The organism is Lysinibacillus xylanilyticus, from assembly GCF_001708185.1.
Lineage (GTDB): Bacteria > Bacillota > Bacilli > Bacillales_A > Planococcaceae > Lysinibacillus > Lysinibacillus xylanilyticus_A.
On the sequence record NZ_MDDN01000003.1, the window covers coordinates 234,066 to 250,806 of the forward strand.

Here is a 16,741-nt window from a genome sequence, read left to right on the forward strand (position 1 = left end):
ATCTACATACATTTAATGTAAAAAAAACATCAAAAACCTCATCAACCAAAGTTTGGAAGAAAAATGGTATCTTTTCAGATTGTTGGCGAAAAAGAACGGACGTTTCAGCAGGGAGTGTCGTAAATAAACATTGGGTGATGTGCTATTCCTCGTGTTTTTTTGGGCAGGGCTGTTCGGTATGTGTTACTATTTAGTTGTTCCATTAATAATTACTAAAATACGGTAAAATGTTTAGAAATGTAGGGACTAGCGATAAGCTTAGTATCAGAAAAAACTAATTTTACTGGTCAATGAAGGGGATCTGTATTCGATATGTTAAAAGATGATATTATTTCGGATAAGCTGCAGCAATTTGTTTCTGGGGACTCTATTCAACGTCAAAGTATGAAGACTAGCCTTGCTGATTTTATTCTGTCATCTGGTGAAACTTCGAAAGCTGCAAAATGGATAGTTAGCTATATCGAGAGCTTATGTCATTACAAGTATGATAAGGGTGTTTACACTCAAATGAACAACCCGGAATTAATTGCTGATTTATTAGAAGTGGCTTATGAAAGTCTGAGTAGGGACGCTGATTTGCAACCATACTTTACGCCAATCGCTAGATTATTGTATATTGACAAAGAGGAACGAGACACATTAGATTCTGAACAATATGTTCAGTACAGAACAGCTGCGATGTTGGATGAATTATTTTCCTTAAACGTTTCGTTGCCACCGGAGGTAGTAGAGCTGATGTTATCGGATTATTATAGAAAGGATATACCGACAAAAGAGTTCATTTGCAGTATATGGTGGAGATTGGCTGAAAGAGGCATTAATATATCTAATCATATAAGTTCACTTGTCATCAATGTTGATAACCACGAATCTTCTACTCTCACTAATAATAGTATACTAGCTTTATGGGCTTGCATTCGCAGGGGATTCTTTAATACACCTATCCCTGATAGTAATCTAACTTACCACGTTTGGCTTTGGCATATGACTACAAGCTGTGTTGGTAAACTGAAGAAAAGATACGAGGAACCTACCCGCTCAGTGGCGGTCGGCTGTCTTCTTGAAACTGCAAGGATATACCCGGAGGCTCAAGCTCTGATTCTAGAGTGCATGGATAAATGGGGAATTGCAGAACCAAAGCGTCCACGTAGTGATTTTCAACGAGATTTAAAAGAGCTTTTTTCACGTTGCGAAAATCATCCAGGCATAAATTGCTTACCAGAGAATTATGTTATTACTAAAAAAGGAATCATGTCGAGATCTAAATCGTAATTCAAATAATGTAAGGATCGTACAAATCAAGTTTGGTTATTTTGAAAAAGTAATTGATAATAAAATAATGATAAAAAGATGTGATTTTTTTGCTTAATAAATGTATCATACTTTAATTAATTCTTTAGGTTTTTATATATTAATATATATAGTTAGAGACGATTTTTTAAAAATCCAGATAAAAGATAATTAACGAACTATTTTATTTGAAATCTTTTATAACATTCGTGTTTAATTTGTGAAAGTGCTATTCGTTCACCGGCTGAACACTTAACCTTTTGATAAAACAGGAATAATAGATTTAAAAGTTATTTAAACGTTAATAATAAAGACGGTTTCACGAATGGAATTTTTATGACCTGTCCATAACCTCAATGAAACGGAGGGAATAGTAGTTTATGTCACCATTTTTTATAATTACACATTACTAACTGTGTTTCTCCCCGACGAATATAGACACTATTCTCTTTTGGTAGTCATTATATTTTGGTTGGTTTTCAAAATTGGAATTTCTACTCAAAAATTAATATCAATGCAAAAAAGGAGAAATCATCTAAAAAATAGGAACGTTCGAGTGCTTTTTTTATATTATTCAAACTGACCTGAGAGTAATTCATGTAAACAAGTACCCGTCTAAATGATTCTCGAATTATCTGAGCGTTGTTCTGTATTTAACTGGAAGGTCAGGAGACATGAGACAATAAACAATAGCTTATAATAACAATCAATGAGAAAATATCCATTTTTAATTGACAAATAATCCATATATGTTATGATTACAAAAATCTAATATAAACAAGGGAAACCCCCAAGATGTACAAATTAACGTTATTTCTAAATGTTAATTTGTATTTAACTTGGGGGTTTTTCGTGTAATTTTAAGGGAAGAGGGATTTATTATGAATAACACGATTACTGAAAAAAGCACATTAGAAGAAGCATATCTAGATCAAAAACTGGATAGTGTATGGTCACAAAATTCTAAGAATGTCTATCGAAGAAATATTAAAAAGATTTCGGAACATATGAAGGGCCTTGGATTATAACCTACAATCGAGAATGTAACAAGTCGATACTGTAACAAATGGTTAAAAGATCATTATGGAAACTACCAGCCAAGTACACTTAACCAACAAAAAGTACAATGACTTCTCTTTTTAGACATTTAAATAATGAGGGAATTGTAAATAATAATCCGTTTTTAAACGTAAGCATTGAAGTTTTTTCAGGGGATACGCATTTATCAGACTTAGATATTATGGAACTGTACTAAGTGTACAAAGCAGCGCATGAATTACAAGCAGTTGGAGTAAATATTCTCGCGCCAATGCTGCTGAATATTTATACTGGATTACGTTCAACTAATTTAATTAAATTAAAGGTCAATTCGCTAGAAAAGGAAGAATGTTCAATTAATATTATCCTTGATAAAGAAGATATCAAAGATAATCAAGAGGATAGAGAAACACCCATTATTAATTCAAAGAATAGGGAAGGCGTACTTCCATTACCACCAAAAGCATGACTATACTTTGTGAATATGCTAAAGATAAGTCACCAGAAGATTCATTGCTTTATGGGTTAAAAGGAAAAGCCTTTGCCAACAAACAGATGAATTACATTGTTAAAAAGATCTGCGAGCATCTAGGATGGATTGTAGAAATGCCGGTCTCTGATGGAAGTGACAAGAAAAAGAAAATTAAGACCAAAAAGTATTTCACACCACATGGATTACGTTATTCAATAGCAGGCATATTCCACGATATGGGCGTCGAAGATAATTCTATTCCGATGCTACTATTGCATTCAAAGAAACAGTCTTTAGATCCTTTGAGTCGCTATATTTTTAGATATTCTCGAGAATATAAACAACTTCGTGCAGCACAGATTTTACTGGAAACAGTTCTAGAGACTGCGTTAGAAATGGAAGATAGATTTGGTGTACCAATGGATTTAGAATCTATCTACGAACAACTACCAACTGCATATGAAAACCTATTAAAAAATTCATCCTATATTATTGTATTTAAAGATCAGCTAATTCGCCTTACTTTTTCGAAAATGGAACACGCAATGTTATCGAATCCAAGTACTTACTCTACTAATTATTTTACTAGTTCAAACGAAGGTAATATTGAAAAATCACCATTTCAGTTTGCTGAAGTAAACCCTAATTCTTATCATCAACAAGTCGGGTTTCAATCAGAAGGATTTTCAATACCCTCAACAAATATGAATTATCCATATCAACCGCAGTCGATGACTAATCATTATCAACCTAATTATCCAACGCATTTAAACGGTTACGAAATATTTAATAAAAGATAACTACCCAATTACGGGTGTTTTCTTTCCTAGCAAGGGATCAAAAAATTCGAAAAGAATCAATTGCTTTCTTCTTCTGCTCATATTCAACATGTGTATAGACTTGAGTTGATGTAATACTTTCATGGCCAAGTAATTCTTGCAGTGTTCGTAAATCAACGTTTTCTTTATTTTGCTGTAACATCAATGTTGCAAAAGTATGCCGTAAGTGATGTAGCGAGAAGCGGGTAGGCGGGAGGCCTGCCTTTTTCAATACATCTTTAAAGATGACATGTAAACCCCGCGGATCTAATGCTTTACGATTTTTATTTAGAAAAACAGGTTCTGTTGGATAAATTTGATATGATCTTAAAGAAGCTTTATAAGATGCCAGAAGCGGTATTAAGTGTGGATGAAGGGGCAATATCCGTTCTTTTTTTCCTTTTCCATCAATTCGAATCGTTTCATTTACCAGATCAACTTGTTCCCATGTTAATGAAACAAGTTCAGAACGTCTTATACCTGTTGTTGCTAATAATTTAAACATTAGCTCATTTCGCTTCGAAAAACGTGATTGGGCGCGTTCTAAATAGTCAAATAGCTGCTTTAGATCCGTTAATGTCATATACACAGGAAGTTTATCATCGGTCTTTGGCGATTCAATCCCGTGCGTAAAATCATTAGCAAGGTATCGTTCTATTAAACAATATTTGGCGAACGATTTTAAGGAAGAAATTTTTCGGTTCACCGAACGAGGTTTTTGTTTTAAAGATCCTAATAGATATTGGATAAAGCGACGTACTTGGGTCTTGGTAATCTCATTTAAACAAGTTGAACAGCCATGGTCCGTTAAAAAGGTTAAGAAGAGCTGTAAATCGTATTCATAACTCGTAACCGTATTTTCCGAGTAATTTTTTTCAATCTCAATATACAATACAAATTCGTCAATGGCAGCGTGTAGTTGCAAGTATAAAACCTCCAGATATCGTATTAAACAATAATTATTATCCGTACAAAATCATCCCATTATCGTAAAAAAGGAGAGTTATCGTTCACATGAAAATTATAAGGAACTTAAGAATTACAAGTCGAAAAGTACAGATATTATGGGTAGTTGAATCCAGGCCCTCCTCCACGCCAAATAATTTTAGTTTACATAATATAAATTATAGGAAGTTGTGTTTCAATGAAAAGTATACTAATAATATTGAGACAGAATGATAAAAATTGGTGGAATTTTAACAGTTTTGGATCTCGGATTTTAACAGCATGTCAATCGATGAATCGACTCCATTAAATATACTATATATATTGGTCCATCGATAAGTCCTCATTCGACTGCATATTTTCATGGCAATTCGTTGAAATATCAATGTTCATCTCAAGTTGAACTTTCGCTTTTTATTTTATTTAATCTCTGACTTATATAGATTGTTTCAAATCCATTAGCACACACCAAGTTTATCTTCCATGTCTAATGCAGTCTCAAGAACTGTTTCAGTAAAATCTTGGTGTCATACCAAGCTGTTTCAATTCTCTAGAAGATCTTAACATTTAGTGATTTAAAGCAGTTTTTATAATAAATTGTGTTTCATTATTCAGGCGTTACTTCCTTAATCAGTAAAGAAATTACTTTTATATATAATGTTCGTGTTTTATTCAATCAGTGAAGTCTCCAGCTGGTGGACAATTCGCATTTTCACGAACAAAATACGAATATTATTAATTATTTATCGCTAAATAATTCGTTAATTATCTTTTCAGGATTGATTACGAAGACTCGTCTCTAACAATTCATAGCTTCAATCTCCTTCTTTTCAATTGCCGCTTCCAGAATTTCCACATAGCTTCCATTACTGAAAGACGAGCATACGTTGATTATCCGTGGTTCCACCGAATCCTCTCATACAAATACATCAGTAGCTCATTTGAATGCAGATAACGCCTGTACACGTTGTTAATTTCCAAGCGCAGCTCATATGAAATGAAATGATTCGTGTTCGCTTCTTCGTTTTTAATATTTATTTCAAATACTTCATCTCTAACGTTCTGGCACCAAAAAAGCATCGGTTTTTACACCGATGCTTTATCCATTTAACAAATGTTTATAGTTTTTGTTGCAACTGTTTGTTGAAATGCCTGATCATGCTCAACAATAACCATTGTCGGATTAAATCTTTGAATAAGCTCTTCAATCTGCATGCGAGAATAAATATCAACGAAATTTAATGGTTCATCCCAAATATATAAATGAGCTTTTTCACATAAACTTTTGGCTATAAGCAGCTTTTTCTTTTGTCCACCAGAATAATGAGCTATATCTTTCTCAAATTGAATTCGGTCAAAATCCATCTTACGTAGGATGGATTTAAACAACGTTTCATCAATCTCATGTTCTTCAATAAAGTCCGATAACAGTCCCTTCAAATGAGAAGTATCTTGTTGGACATAGGAAATAATGAGGCCTGAACCTAAATGTATTGAGCCTGAATGCTGTATCGGATTTCCTAGAATTAGTTTGAGGATACTACTTTTACCGCTTCCATTCTTTCCATCCAGTACAATTCGATCACCTTGTTCAACTTTAAAGCTAATTGGCTTATTTACGATTTGATCATCGTACTTAACAGACACATCCGCCAAAACAATCAATTCATTTGAATGTAATTCCAATGGTTCTATTTTTAATGACTCCGATTTTTCCACATTTTTTAGCAATTGTGACTTTTCCTCAATAGCTTTTTGTTGCCTTGATTGAAGATTCTTTGCTCTTTTCATCATCTTTGCCGCTTTATGTCCTACAAAACCCTTATCCAACTTAGAACCCGAATTCGTCGTCCCATTCTTGGAAGCTTCCACTTGATTAGACCATCCTGCTGAACGCTTCGAAGACTGTGTTAATCTCCCAATGTCTTTTTGTAGACGCTGATTTGTTGCCGCTTCGTGTTCCTGCTGTCTATCAAAATTTAACTTCCAAGAAGAATAGTTACCACTTTGCACTTCAATATTTGCCCTATTGATAGATAAAATATGGTCAACGCATCCATCTAAAAAGATTCTGTCATGTGAAATTAAAATAAACCCTTTTTTCTTCCTTAGATAATCAGAGACCGTCTTTCGTGCATCCGTGTCTAGATGATTGGTTGGCTCATCAATTAATAGAAATTGACCCTCAGTCAAAAAAAGTGCAGCAAGTAACACCTTTGTTTGCTCTCCATTTGATAATGTTTTAAATGGTCTGTACATGATCTCAGCATCAACATTTAGATAGGATATTTCACGAAGATATTCCCAATCTTCTGCTTGAGGACAAATTTCTTCAAAGATTTCATAAGTATATTTGTTTTTATCCGAAACTGGATAAGGAAAATAATTAAATTCTACAGAAGAAATGATTTTCCCGCTATACTCATAATTCCCTAATAATAAATGAAAGAATGTTGTTTTACCTCGTCCGTTTCTACCAATAAATCCGAGTTTCCAATCCGTATCTATTTGAAAGTTTACTCCTTCAAAAATATTATCAAAGCTACCTGGATAAGAAAAAGTTAAATCTTGAACTTTAATCATTGACATGATAATTCCTCCTTTGTATATCAACACTTTTTACTCTTTATACAAAGTCGGCACATCCATCTATTCTAAATTTCTCCGTATAAGTTTGATGGATATTAACGACTTATACGGAGTATTACATGCGTAACAATCGTGTCTGATTCGCTCATTTCTCTAGCTCCTTTATTTATTAGATTTTAGTGACTATGAGAGAATAAAAAATCCCCCCAATTTGTCATTGGAAGGATTAGACTTTCACTTATATTAAATAAGTTTTTTTTGCCATTGGAATCATGACAAAAAAGTATAAACTGATTTATAAAAATGGATAGACTAATCCTATATTTTGTAGTTTGAAGTTATTCATTTCAATTAAAATATAGATTAGTTAATCATTGTCCATCCATCAGTCCTCTCATAAATTGTATTTTTATCTTACCAAATTTTTTTATGGAATACAATTGACCAAAAGCCTATCCATTCCAAATTGACTTAATTGTCACATTAGTATCTGATGTTTATGCCTCATTATCTAATTTTGCAAGTAAGTTGATTGCGGTGCATAAGCGTCCATAAAGATGTAGTCACCTTTATCAACACCGTTATATATACCTCGCCCTCTTAAAACGCAAGACCATGTTCTTGAACGTGTGTTTCAATGTAACCATGTGAGTACCTGGTTTGAATGAAAGAATACGAATGTTCATGTCACAATAAGTCTTGGATTAATACTTCTTTGATGTCTTTTTCATTACCTGTAACAACTACTGGTGTATGCCCTTAAATTAGAAAAGACACTTTAAGCAACTTTATTTATCTACATTCATTAATTTGCTCCTGATGGCCTTTGACTGTGTTATGTATGGTAGTAATAGAATGTTCAATTTTTGTTTTATCAATTACAGCAAAAAAAATAACTCAGAGGCCCTTCAAACCTCTGAGTTATCACTTTTTACTTAGTTAACGCCTTCATATCTGCCACAATCGTCTCAACTGGTACTTCTGTGTTACCGCTATAATCCTTCACAACAATCCCATCAGCATTGACTAAGTAATAACTTCCCATATGTATAACTTGGTCAGAATTCGGATCATTTTTTACGTGTGAATTAAACGATTTCATTGCAAACTGTTCAATGAACTTTTGATCATAGCCAGTTAAGAGCTGCCATTTACTTGCATCAGGCACTGAATATGATTTTAAGTAATTTGTTAACACATCTGGTTTATCAACCTCAGGATCCACACTAAAAGCTACGATTTGATAGTCTTCTACGCCTTCATCCTGAAGTGCCTTTTGTACCTCTGTCATGTTAAACGTCATTGGTGGACAAATCGTATTACAATTAGTAAAAATAAACATGGCTAACCATGGCTTACCTTTAAAAGTATCAAGACTAACCTGTTCATTTTTTTGATTTGTTACCGAAAAGTCTTGTACTTCTATATTCATTTCTGGTTCAAATTTATAACTACCACAAGCAGTTAACACGCTACTTAATGCTAGTATCAAAACAAGCATGACACTTTTCTTTTTCATTAATTTACTCACTTCCCTTCAATTTACCATCGTTGTTAATTGTATAAATTATAGTAATCAAATACAAGATTATGACCATATCCTTTCATTTATTTATGTCAAAACTTTGTTCATTGTATGATTTTGGCATAAGAATTTATGTTTTTTTAAAAATTTTTTCGAAGCTTTTTTTACTATTTCAATTATTTCCCGAGACATCACACCCTTTGTTATATAACAAAGTTTTTTACAATTTACTATCTTCCGTTATTTAATGACACAATAACAATTTCCACAAAATTCTCTTTTATGTACATTTTTTCTCCACCATTCGAAATTATCATTATTAAACTATTTTAATAATATTATTCTTATAGATAATTACGTTCTCTTTCATACGGATTATTTCTATTAAATCCTTAATATTTCTATATTATTTCCACATTCCAAAAGAGATTAAAAATTATAAAAACTCAAAATTTAGTATTGCATTATAAGAAACTACCCCATAAAATAAGTGAATATAACGACGACTTAAAAAGAAATATGTCGTTTAAAACAGAAATATAACACTTTAGGGGGAATAATAATGGCTAACGTTTCTGGGAACAAACATATAGAATCAGTTGATTATCATGCAATTGAAGCTATGGAATCGTTCAACAAGTTCGTGAAAAAGAAGAATACCTTCCTTTTCTCGATTACAGCAGGGTTTTTAATACTTTATATTTTGCTACCAATCCTTGCTTTCCAACCTGTACTACAACAAAAAGTCTTCGGAAATATTACGGGGGTTTGGATTTATTCAGCAGGATTATTCATTATGACAATTGTTCTTTGTACAGTCTATGTGAAAAAAGCTTCTTCATTCGATAAAGCTGCAGCGGCGGTGCTTGCAGAGTATCACGCGAAAGGTGGAAAATAAATGAACTTAGTATCCGTTGGTTTCTTTTTAGCAATCGTTAGTTTAACACTTGTTGTTACATATATCGCAGCAAAGCGTACGTCTTCTGCCGCTGATTTCTATACTGCTGGCGGAGGCCTTAAAGGTTGGCAAAACGGCTTTGCGATCGCTGGTGATTATTTATCCGCTGCCGCATTCCTTGGGGTGTCTGGCGCGATTGCTTTAACTGGTTTTGATGGTTTCTTCTTCTCTGTAGGCTATGTAGTAGCTAACTTAGTGCTTCTTTATGTAATTGCAGAGCCAATGCGTAATTTAGGCCGTTATACTTTAGCTGATATGCTTACATCACGATTCAACGAAAAACGTATTCGTGGTGTTGCTGCGTCAGGAACAATTATCATCGTTATCCTTTATATGATTGCGCAATTAGTAGGTGCAGGTGCCCTTATTAAACTATTATTTGGTATTGAATACTGGATTGCGGTTTTAATCGTAGGTGTTATGATGACTACTTATGTATTATTTGGTGGGATGACAGCTACTTCTTGGGTGCAAATTATTAAAGCTAGTCTTCTATTATTCGGAACAGGTTTATTAGCTGCATTAGTATTAGCTAAATTCGATTTCTCTCTTATGAAAATGTTTGATACGGTTGCTGTGGAACATGGTGAAGAATTCCTTGTACCCGGTATTAAATATACAAGTACAATTGACTCTGTTTCGATGATGATGGCGCTTGTTTTAGGAACATCTGGTTTACCACATATTTTAATGCGCTTCTTTACAGTGAAAGATGCCAAAACTGCTCGTTCTTCTATTTCATGGACAACTTGGATTACAGCTATTTTCTTCTCATTAACTATCTTCTTAGGTTTTGGAGCATTAAACTTTGTAGGATTAGATAAAATTCTTGCTGAAAGTAAGGCAGGTAACACGGCTGCCCCACTTCTTGCCCACTATTTGGGTGGTGATGTGCTAATGGCATTTATCGGTGCAGTAGCGTTCGCAACTATTCTAGCTGTTGTTTCAGGCTTAGTTTTAACAGGTGCTTCTGCCATTTCTCATGATATTTATGGTGAAATTATTAAAGGTGGTAAATTAACGGAAAAGCAACAGGTTGTAGCAGCACGTACTGGCTCTATCTCTATTGCCATTGTTTCTATTATCTTAGCGTTATTTGCGCAAAACTTGAATGTATCGTTTTTAGTATCCTTTGCATTTTGTATTGGCGCTTCTGCAAATTTACCAGTTATTCTTTACACAATTTATTGGAAGAAATTCAATTCAACTGGTGCTATTACAGCAATGGTAACTGGTTTAGTATCATGCTTAGTTTTAGGTGCTATGGGACCGAACGTATGGAGTCCTGTTGAAGGTGCAGCAATCTTTGTTGGTAACCCGATCGTGCCTTTAGCAGTACCAGCAGTCATTACGATTCCACTTGGCTTTATCGCGGGTTACTTAGGCTCTGTTCTATCTTCAAACAAAATACCACAGGAAGAAGCAGATCGCATTTATAAAGAAATTCGCGTTAAAGCAAATACAGGTGTATCTGTTTCTGACGTTTCTCACTAAAAACCATATTATTACAATTATAACTATCGTTTTTCTTATCCATTTAATAAAAATATCATATTAAAAAACTCGATTTTCGGTCGAGTTTTTTATTTTTTTATTACAAAAAATTTACCAATTAACTTATTGAACAATACTATTCACTTTTAAAAAAAACGAAGAAAAAACAATTCTCACAAAGTAAATAGTGTTTATTTTTTAAGAAAAAATCATTCTTTTTTTCAAAATGCAACCCTATTTTTTGCTTTAAAATCTAGAATTGACCTAACTTGTTTAGTTATCTGAATTTTCTATAACCCTTTAATTTCTAGGCTTTGTTGTATATTTTCTCTTTCAAGACTTTTTTTCTGAAAATTATTTTTTCATAATTTTTCTGAAATGTATTGCAATTTTGTGAACTCTCTCATAAAATGAAGATGTGAATTCACTAAACTAGCATATTTTAGTATTTAAGCAGTAAAAATAAACACAAAATGGGGAATGTTAATGGCGAACAATCAAACAAACAAGGCCGTCGTGATTGACTATGATGCAATTGCACATCAAGAATCATTTAAATCACTTGTACGAAAAAAGAATTCATTTCTTTGGTCAATAACTGTAATTTTTTTAGCAGCTTACATGTTACTTCCAATTCTTACTTCGTACACGACGATCCTACACCAAAAGGCATTTGGGGAAATTACTTGGGTGTGGGTATATTCAGCAGGATTATTCATCATGACTTGGAGTTTATGTCACTTATATGTAGCAAAAGCGAATAACTTTGATAAAGAGGCAAAGGCGATTATCGAAGAATATGAAAACGGAGGTGGCCGCCGATGACTAACGGAATGAGCTTTACAGCGATCTTCTTCTTCGTAGCTATTGTTGGTTTAACATTAGTTATTACATGGTGGGCATCTAAACGCACTTCTTCTGCAAGTGATTTCTACACTGCAGGTGGTGGATTAACAGGCTGGCAAAATGGACTAGCCATTGCTGGTGACTACTTATCAGCAGCTTCTTTCTTAGGGATTGCCGGAGCAGTTGCATTATTTGGATTTGATGGATTCTTCTTCTCTATTGGTTATTTAGTAGCTTACTTAGTGGTATTATACATCGTTGCTGAGCCATTACGTAACCTTGGTAAATTCACATTAGCTGACATGATCACTGCGCGTTTCGACAGCTCTAAAGTTCGTGGTACAGCAGCTTTAAGCACTATTACAATTGTTTTATTCTACATGATTGCACAACTAGTTGGTGCAGGAGCACTTATTCAATTACTTTTAGGAATCGACTATTGGATCGCAGTTTTAATCGTAGGTGTGATGATGACAACTTATGTATTATTCGGCGGTATGACGGCAACATCTTGGGTACAAATTATTAAAGCTTGTCTTTTAATGTTGGGTACTGTCATTATTTCATTCTTAGTATTAAAAGAGTTCGGCTTTAGTATTACGTCAATGTTCAAAGAAATGGGAACTGCTACTGATAGCGGTGCAGCTTATTTGAATCCTGGTCTTAAATACACAAATGGTATTGATACTATTTCAATGTTAGTCGCTTTAGTATTAGGTACAGCTGGTCTTCCACATATCCTAATGCGCTTCTTTACAGTAAAAGATGCGAAAACAGCTCGTTCATCAGTTATCTGGGCTACTTGGATTGTAGGTATCTTCTACATTCTTACAATCTTCTTAGGCTTCGGTGCAGCTTATTTCGTTGGTAAAGAAGATATCATTGCTGCAAACGCTGCTGGTAACATGGCGGCTCCACTTCTTGCGGAAGCACTTGGTGGCGACATTCTATTCTCATTCGTATGTGCGGTAGCATTCGCAACAATCTTAGCGGTAGTAGCTGGTCTTGTACTTTCTGGCGCATCTGCCCTATCGCATGATATTTATGGTCAAATCATTAAAAAAGGCAAAGTTACAGAAAAAGAGCAAGTACTTGCAGCACGTATTGGTTCTATTACAATCGCTATTGTTTCTATCTTATTAGCGCTTGGTGCACAAACATTAAACGTAGCGTTCTTAGTATCACTTGCATTCTGTATTGCTGGTTCAGCTAACCTACCTGTAATCATCTATACAATTTACTGGAAACGCTTTAATACAGCTGGTGCTGTAACGGCAATGTTAACAGGTTTAATCTCTGCATTAGTACTTGTGGCAGTTTCACCAAACATCTGGAATCCAGTTGAAGGAAAAGCCATTTTCGTAGGTGAACCGTTAATTATGTTAACGAACCCAGCTTTAATCTCTGTACCACTTGGTTTCCTTGGAGGTTTCATCGGAACATTACTTTCTAAAGAAACAGATGCCAAAAAATATCGTGAAGTGGAAGTTAAAGCAAACACAGGTATTTCTGTACAGGACGTATCTCACTAATCATATGACAACTGCCTCGTAAGTTATATACTTACGAGGTTTTACTTTTTCTTCCGTATTAGGTACTATATTTACAAAACCAGTTGGAGGTAACGATCATGACACAATCAAAAGCAAAAAAGAAACGCATGCATGTAAAACGGACGAAAGGTAAGGACGTTGAAAAAAATCGTCAGTTCTCTCCTTTCAGCACACATGAACGACTAACAAAAACGAAAAAAGAAAGCATCGACCAAAATTATACAAAGCATAGAAAACCCAACCACTCTGAAGATTATTAGTGGTTGGGTTTTGCTTTAAAAGAGCTATCCTGATGTGGCTGATCATAATGATAAAGTCATCCCTAAATAAATTAATAGCTGAAGAAGGTTCTAGAATTTTAATATGAAATTACTTTTTGCATCTGATCATTAGTTGAGTTAATAAATAGATCCCTTTTTAAACTTTCGCTTAATAGTGAACGTTCCTTTAAACACCTTCGTTACCGTATACAGACTATCGTGAATCTAATATTTTTATCAGCGATGTTTGATGCTTTATCATCGATTCTGGCACTTTTATCAGCGATGTTAGAGATTTATCAGCGATTCTAGCACTTTTATCAGCGATGTTTGAGATTTATCAGCGATGCTGGCACTTTTATCAGCGATTCTATTACTTTTAAAAAAACACAGCTACTCTTTAAAAGAGAACAGCTGTGTTTTTTGCTATAAATTATAAAATATTGTCGTATTATTTGTTACGATGTGTGCCGCTTCCCGCGTTGTAATCCCTTTGATAGAAGCAATAACCTCAATAGAATGATCCATCATCCAAGGAGACGTTCGTTTATTGTTAAAAGGGCCTTCAAACGGCCATGGTCCATCGGTTTCTACCATCATCAGCTCAATTGGGTATTTTTTGATAAGCTGTTGAATCTCCGCTTCATACGTACAATCAGGCGTGACAGAAATAAAATACCCATTAGAAATCATCCGTTCAATCACTTTGTCATCGCCTTTAAACCAATGAAAATGTGCTTTCGTTACATGATGCTTTTCCAGCAAATCACAAGCAATAGCCTCATGCTCATAAACAGCATGTAAAACAACTGGTTTATGTAAGTCCTTTGCCAGCATAATAAAACGTTCTAACAATGCCACATAAGGACGATCATCAATAGCCTTCTCTTGTTTCAAATAATAAGGTAACCCGACCTCACCAATCGCAACCATATCTTTAGCATGCTGGCGTATCCAAGTAAATAATGCCTCTTCCTCCTCAGCACTTGGTAACGCTTGTTCAGGATGAAAACCAAATGCAGCCTTGATCTTCGCATAGGTTTTCGACAACTTCAACGTTCTTTCACACGATGGAAGGTTCATACTCACGGCAATCACATAGTCAGCTTCCTCTAGCAAAGCCAGTATAGCACTTTCCTTATACTGCTCTAAATGAATATGCGCATCAATCAACATTTACGTCATCCTTTTCTTCTTTTAAATACATAAATAACTGTTGCTTTAAAGCAGTAAACGTCGCTGAATGGCGAATTTCCTCTGTTCGCGGTCTAGCAAAAGGAACGAGTATCTCATTTTTAACCGTAGCTGGTCGTTTCGTTAAGACAATGATGCGATCGGCTAAAAAAAGCGCTTCCTCGATACTATGCGTCACAAATAGAATTGATTTTCGGTATTCCTCCCATATCGATAAAAGCCACGCCTGCATTTCAAGCCTTGTAAATTCATCAAGTGCAGAGAACGGCTCATCTAGGCATAATATGGGCTTATCACTGATGATGGCACGAATAAATGATACCCGTTGTTGCATACCGCCAGATAGCTCATTTGGATACGCATTTTCAAACGATGCAAGTCCCACTTTCTCTAACCATTCCTTGGCACGTTCAATATTCGGTTTTTGCTGGAGCTCCTCAACAATCGTGACATTTTCTACTATCGTACGCCACGGCAGTAAGCATGGTTGCTGAGGCATATAGCCAATCGTTCCTCTTTTTTGCTGGATATCTGTACCGTTTAATAAGATAGCTCCTTTATCAATAGAAGACACACCACCAATTAGTTGAAAGAGTGTGCTTTTTCCACTCCCTGACGGACCAATAATCGCAACAAATTCCCCATCCTTCACTTCAAAAGATAAATTACGAATAACTTGAAGAGAATCAAATGATTTATCAATGTTTTGAATACTGAGCATGTAATCCTCTCCCCTTCACAACAAGCTTTTCTATTAATCGAATAACACTAAATAATAGTAAACTTAAAAAAACAATGGCAAAAATCGCAACAAATACGCGGTCTGTTCGAAATGAAGACTGTGCCAATGTCATATAGACACCAATCCCCTTTTTCGCCCCTAGCCATTCGGCAATAACAGCTCCCATAACGCTATAGGTTGCCGCAATCTTAATGCCTGAAAAAATCGCTGGATACGCGTACGGCCATTCAAGCTTCCAAAAGGTTTGTGCTTTCGTCGCACCAATCATCTCAAAATAATACTTCAGCTCTGGCGAGGTTTGACGGAAGCCATCCATTGCCGAGATCACAATGGGGAAAAAGCACACGAGACAAATAATAATAAGCTTTGGCAATAAACCAAACCCAAACCAAATGATTAATAACGGTGCTAGGACGAGCACAGGAACATTCTGCGACATAATGAGAATAGGATAAAATAGCTCCCGAATAAACGTAAAACGATGTAATATCACAGCAACCGTTAGCCCGCACAATATCCCGATGGCAAGACCTAGAATTGCTAATTGAACAGTTGCTAATACATGCGGCAAGAACGTATCATACGATTGAAAGCCTTCTTTCAAAATGGCACTCGGTGCTGGCAATAACCAATGCGGAACGTCTGCAAAACGGACAATTAGTTCCCATATAGATAAGAGGAAGGCGATAAAAATTATCGTCCTTCCTTGTTTTATTGCCGACTTCATCAATGGTATTTCTCCGTTAACTTCTCCATTGTAATACCTGATGGCTGATATAAAATTTTCACTTGTGTAATAACATTGATCGCACCAAGTTCAATCATTTTAACATTCATTTTTTCAATGATTTGTAGCAACGACGATAGCTCACCCTCCATCGTCGTTTCGAGCGGGTGTACTTCATATTTCACTCCTGATGCGTCAATAATAGCAATTGCCGCATCGACATAAGGAATCACATCTTCATATTTTTCAGTTTTCGGGATAATTTGTACGCTTACTAATGAATTCGCCAT

16 protein-coding genes and 1 pseudogene are annotated in these 16,741 nt (G+C 35.0%); 9 read left to right on the plus strand and 8 right to left on the minus strand.

The window, feature by feature from the left end:
* Positions 1-312: 312 nt before the first annotated feature.
* The 4 genes from BFJ97_RS08930 to BFJ97_RS08940 all read left to right on the plus strand — a co-directional run bounded on the left by BFJ97_RS08930 (position 313) and on the right by BFJ97_RS08940 (position 3,600).
* A complete protein-coding gene (locus BFJ97_RS08930; RefSeq protein ID WP_068984294.1) occupies positions 313-1,272 on the plus strand; it encodes a hypothetical protein in 960 nt (319 codons plus the stop codon).
* An 899-nt stretch (positions 1,273-2,171) separates the two neighbouring features.
* A complete protein-coding gene (locus BFJ97_RS24640) occupies positions 2,172-2,318 on the plus strand; it encodes a hypothetical protein (protein WP_175401721.1) in 147 nt (48 codons plus the stop codon).
* 227 nt (positions 2,319-2,545) lie between these two features.
* The gene (locus BFJ97_RS08935) at positions 2,546-2,797 is read left to right on the plus strand and encodes a hypothetical protein (protein ID WP_068984295.1); all 252 of its coding nucleotides are present in this window, start codon (positions 2,546-2,548) and stop codon (positions 2,795-2,797) included.
* A complete protein-coding gene (locus BFJ97_RS08940) occupies positions 2,794-3,600 on the plus strand; it encodes a hypothetical protein (protein ID WP_068984296.1) in 807 nt (268 codons plus the stop codon). Before BFJ97_RS08935 ends, BFJ97_RS08940 begins: the two co-directional genes overlap by 4 nt.
* Before the next feature lie 37 nt (positions 3,601-3,637).
* Here the strand turns inward: BFJ97_RS08940 and BFJ97_RS08945 are convergent, their stop codons facing one another.
* The 4 genes and pseudogenes from BFJ97_RS08945 to BFJ97_RS08955 form a co-directional block, all read right to left on the minus strand.
* Positions 3,638-4,543 carry a tyrosine-type recombinase/integrase gene (locus tag BFJ97_RS08945; RefSeq protein WP_068984297.1) on the minus strand — a complete coding sequence of 302 codons (906 nt, stop codon included), beginning with the start codon at positions 4,541-4,543 and terminating at the stop codon, positions 3,638-3,640.
* 1,127 nt (positions 4,544-5,670) lie between these two features.
* Positions 5,671-7,152 (minus strand): Lsa family ABC-F type ribosomal protection protein, encoded by a 1,482-nt coding sequence (locus BFJ97_RS08950; protein ID WP_068984298.1) that lies wholly within the window; start codon positions 7,150-7,152, stop codon positions 5,671-5,673.
* A 523-nt stretch (positions 7,153-7,675) separates the two neighbouring features.
* Positions 7,676-7,911, minus strand: a pseudogene (locus BFJ97_RS25095) ((S)-ureidoglycine aminohydrolase); the annotation flags it as partial.
* A 172-nt stretch (positions 7,912-8,083) separates the two neighbouring features.
* Positions 8,084-8,671 (minus strand): SCO family protein, encoded by a 588-nt coding sequence (locus BFJ97_RS08955; protein ID WP_068984299.1) that lies wholly within the window; start codon positions 8,669-8,671, stop codon positions 8,084-8,086.
* 568 nt (positions 8,672-9,239) lie between these two features.
* On the opposite strand from BFJ97_RS08955, the gene BFJ97_RS08960 reads away from it, so the two are divergent.
* From BFJ97_RS08960 to BFJ97_RS08980, 5 genes are all read left to right on the plus strand, one after another.
* Positions 9,240-9,575, plus strand: coding sequence for a DUF485 domain-containing protein (locus BFJ97_RS08960; RefSeq protein ID WP_068984300.1), 336 nt, complete (start codon positions 9,240-9,242; stop codon positions 9,573-9,575).
* Positions 9,576-11,129, plus strand: coding sequence for a solute symporter family protein (locus BFJ97_RS08965; protein ID WP_068984301.1), 1,554 nt, complete (start codon positions 9,576-9,578; stop codon positions 11,127-11,129).
* Between the two features lie 486 nt (positions 11,130-11,615).
* A complete protein-coding gene (locus BFJ97_RS08970) occupies positions 11,616-11,954 on the plus strand; it encodes a DUF485 domain-containing protein (protein ID WP_068984302.1) in 339 nt (112 codons plus the stop codon).
* 8 nt (positions 11,955-11,962) lie between these two features.
* Entirely contained in the window at positions 11,963-13,507 is a 1,545-nt protein-coding gene (locus tag BFJ97_RS08975; RefSeq protein ID WP_068984483.1) for a solute symporter family protein, read from the plus strand.
* Between the two features lie 98 nt (positions 13,508-13,605).
* Positions 13,606-13,788, plus strand: a complete 183-nt coding sequence (locus tag BFJ97_RS08980) for a hypothetical protein (protein ID WP_068984303.1) — start codon at positions 13,606-13,608, stop codon at positions 13,786-13,788.
* Between the two features lie 426 nt (positions 13,789-14,214).
* Here BFJ97_RS08980 and BFJ97_RS08985 read toward each other — a convergent pair whose 3' ends face one another.
* Genes BFJ97_RS08985 through BFJ97_RS09000 form a run of 4 tightly spaced genes read right to left on the minus strand, consistent with a single transcriptional unit; the run spans position 14,215 to position 16,741 of the window.
* Positions 14,215-14,964 carry a TatD family hydrolase gene (locus BFJ97_RS08985; RefSeq protein WP_068984304.1) on the minus strand — a complete coding sequence of 250 codons (750 nt, stop codon included), beginning with the start codon at positions 14,962-14,964 and terminating at the stop codon, positions 14,215-14,217.
* On the minus strand, positions 14,954-15,703 hold the full coding sequence (locus BFJ97_RS08990) for an ABC transporter ATP-binding protein (RefSeq protein WP_068984305.1): 750 nt from the start codon (positions 15,701-15,703) through the stop codon (positions 14,954-14,956). The genes BFJ97_RS08985 and BFJ97_RS08990 overlap by 11 nt, the downstream gene beginning before the upstream one ends.
* Complete coding sequence (locus BFJ97_RS08995) at positions 15,681-16,451, minus strand: ABC transporter permease (protein ID WP_068984306.1); 771 nt, start codon at positions 16,449-16,451, stop codon at positions 15,681-15,683. Before BFJ97_RS08995 ends, BFJ97_RS08990 begins: the two co-directional genes overlap by 23 nt.
* Positions 16,451-16,741, minus strand: a complete 291-nt coding sequence (locus BFJ97_RS09000) for a thiamine-binding protein (protein WP_068984307.1) — start codon at positions 16,739-16,741, stop codon at positions 16,451-16,453. Before BFJ97_RS09000 ends, BFJ97_RS08995 begins: the two co-directional genes overlap by 1 nt.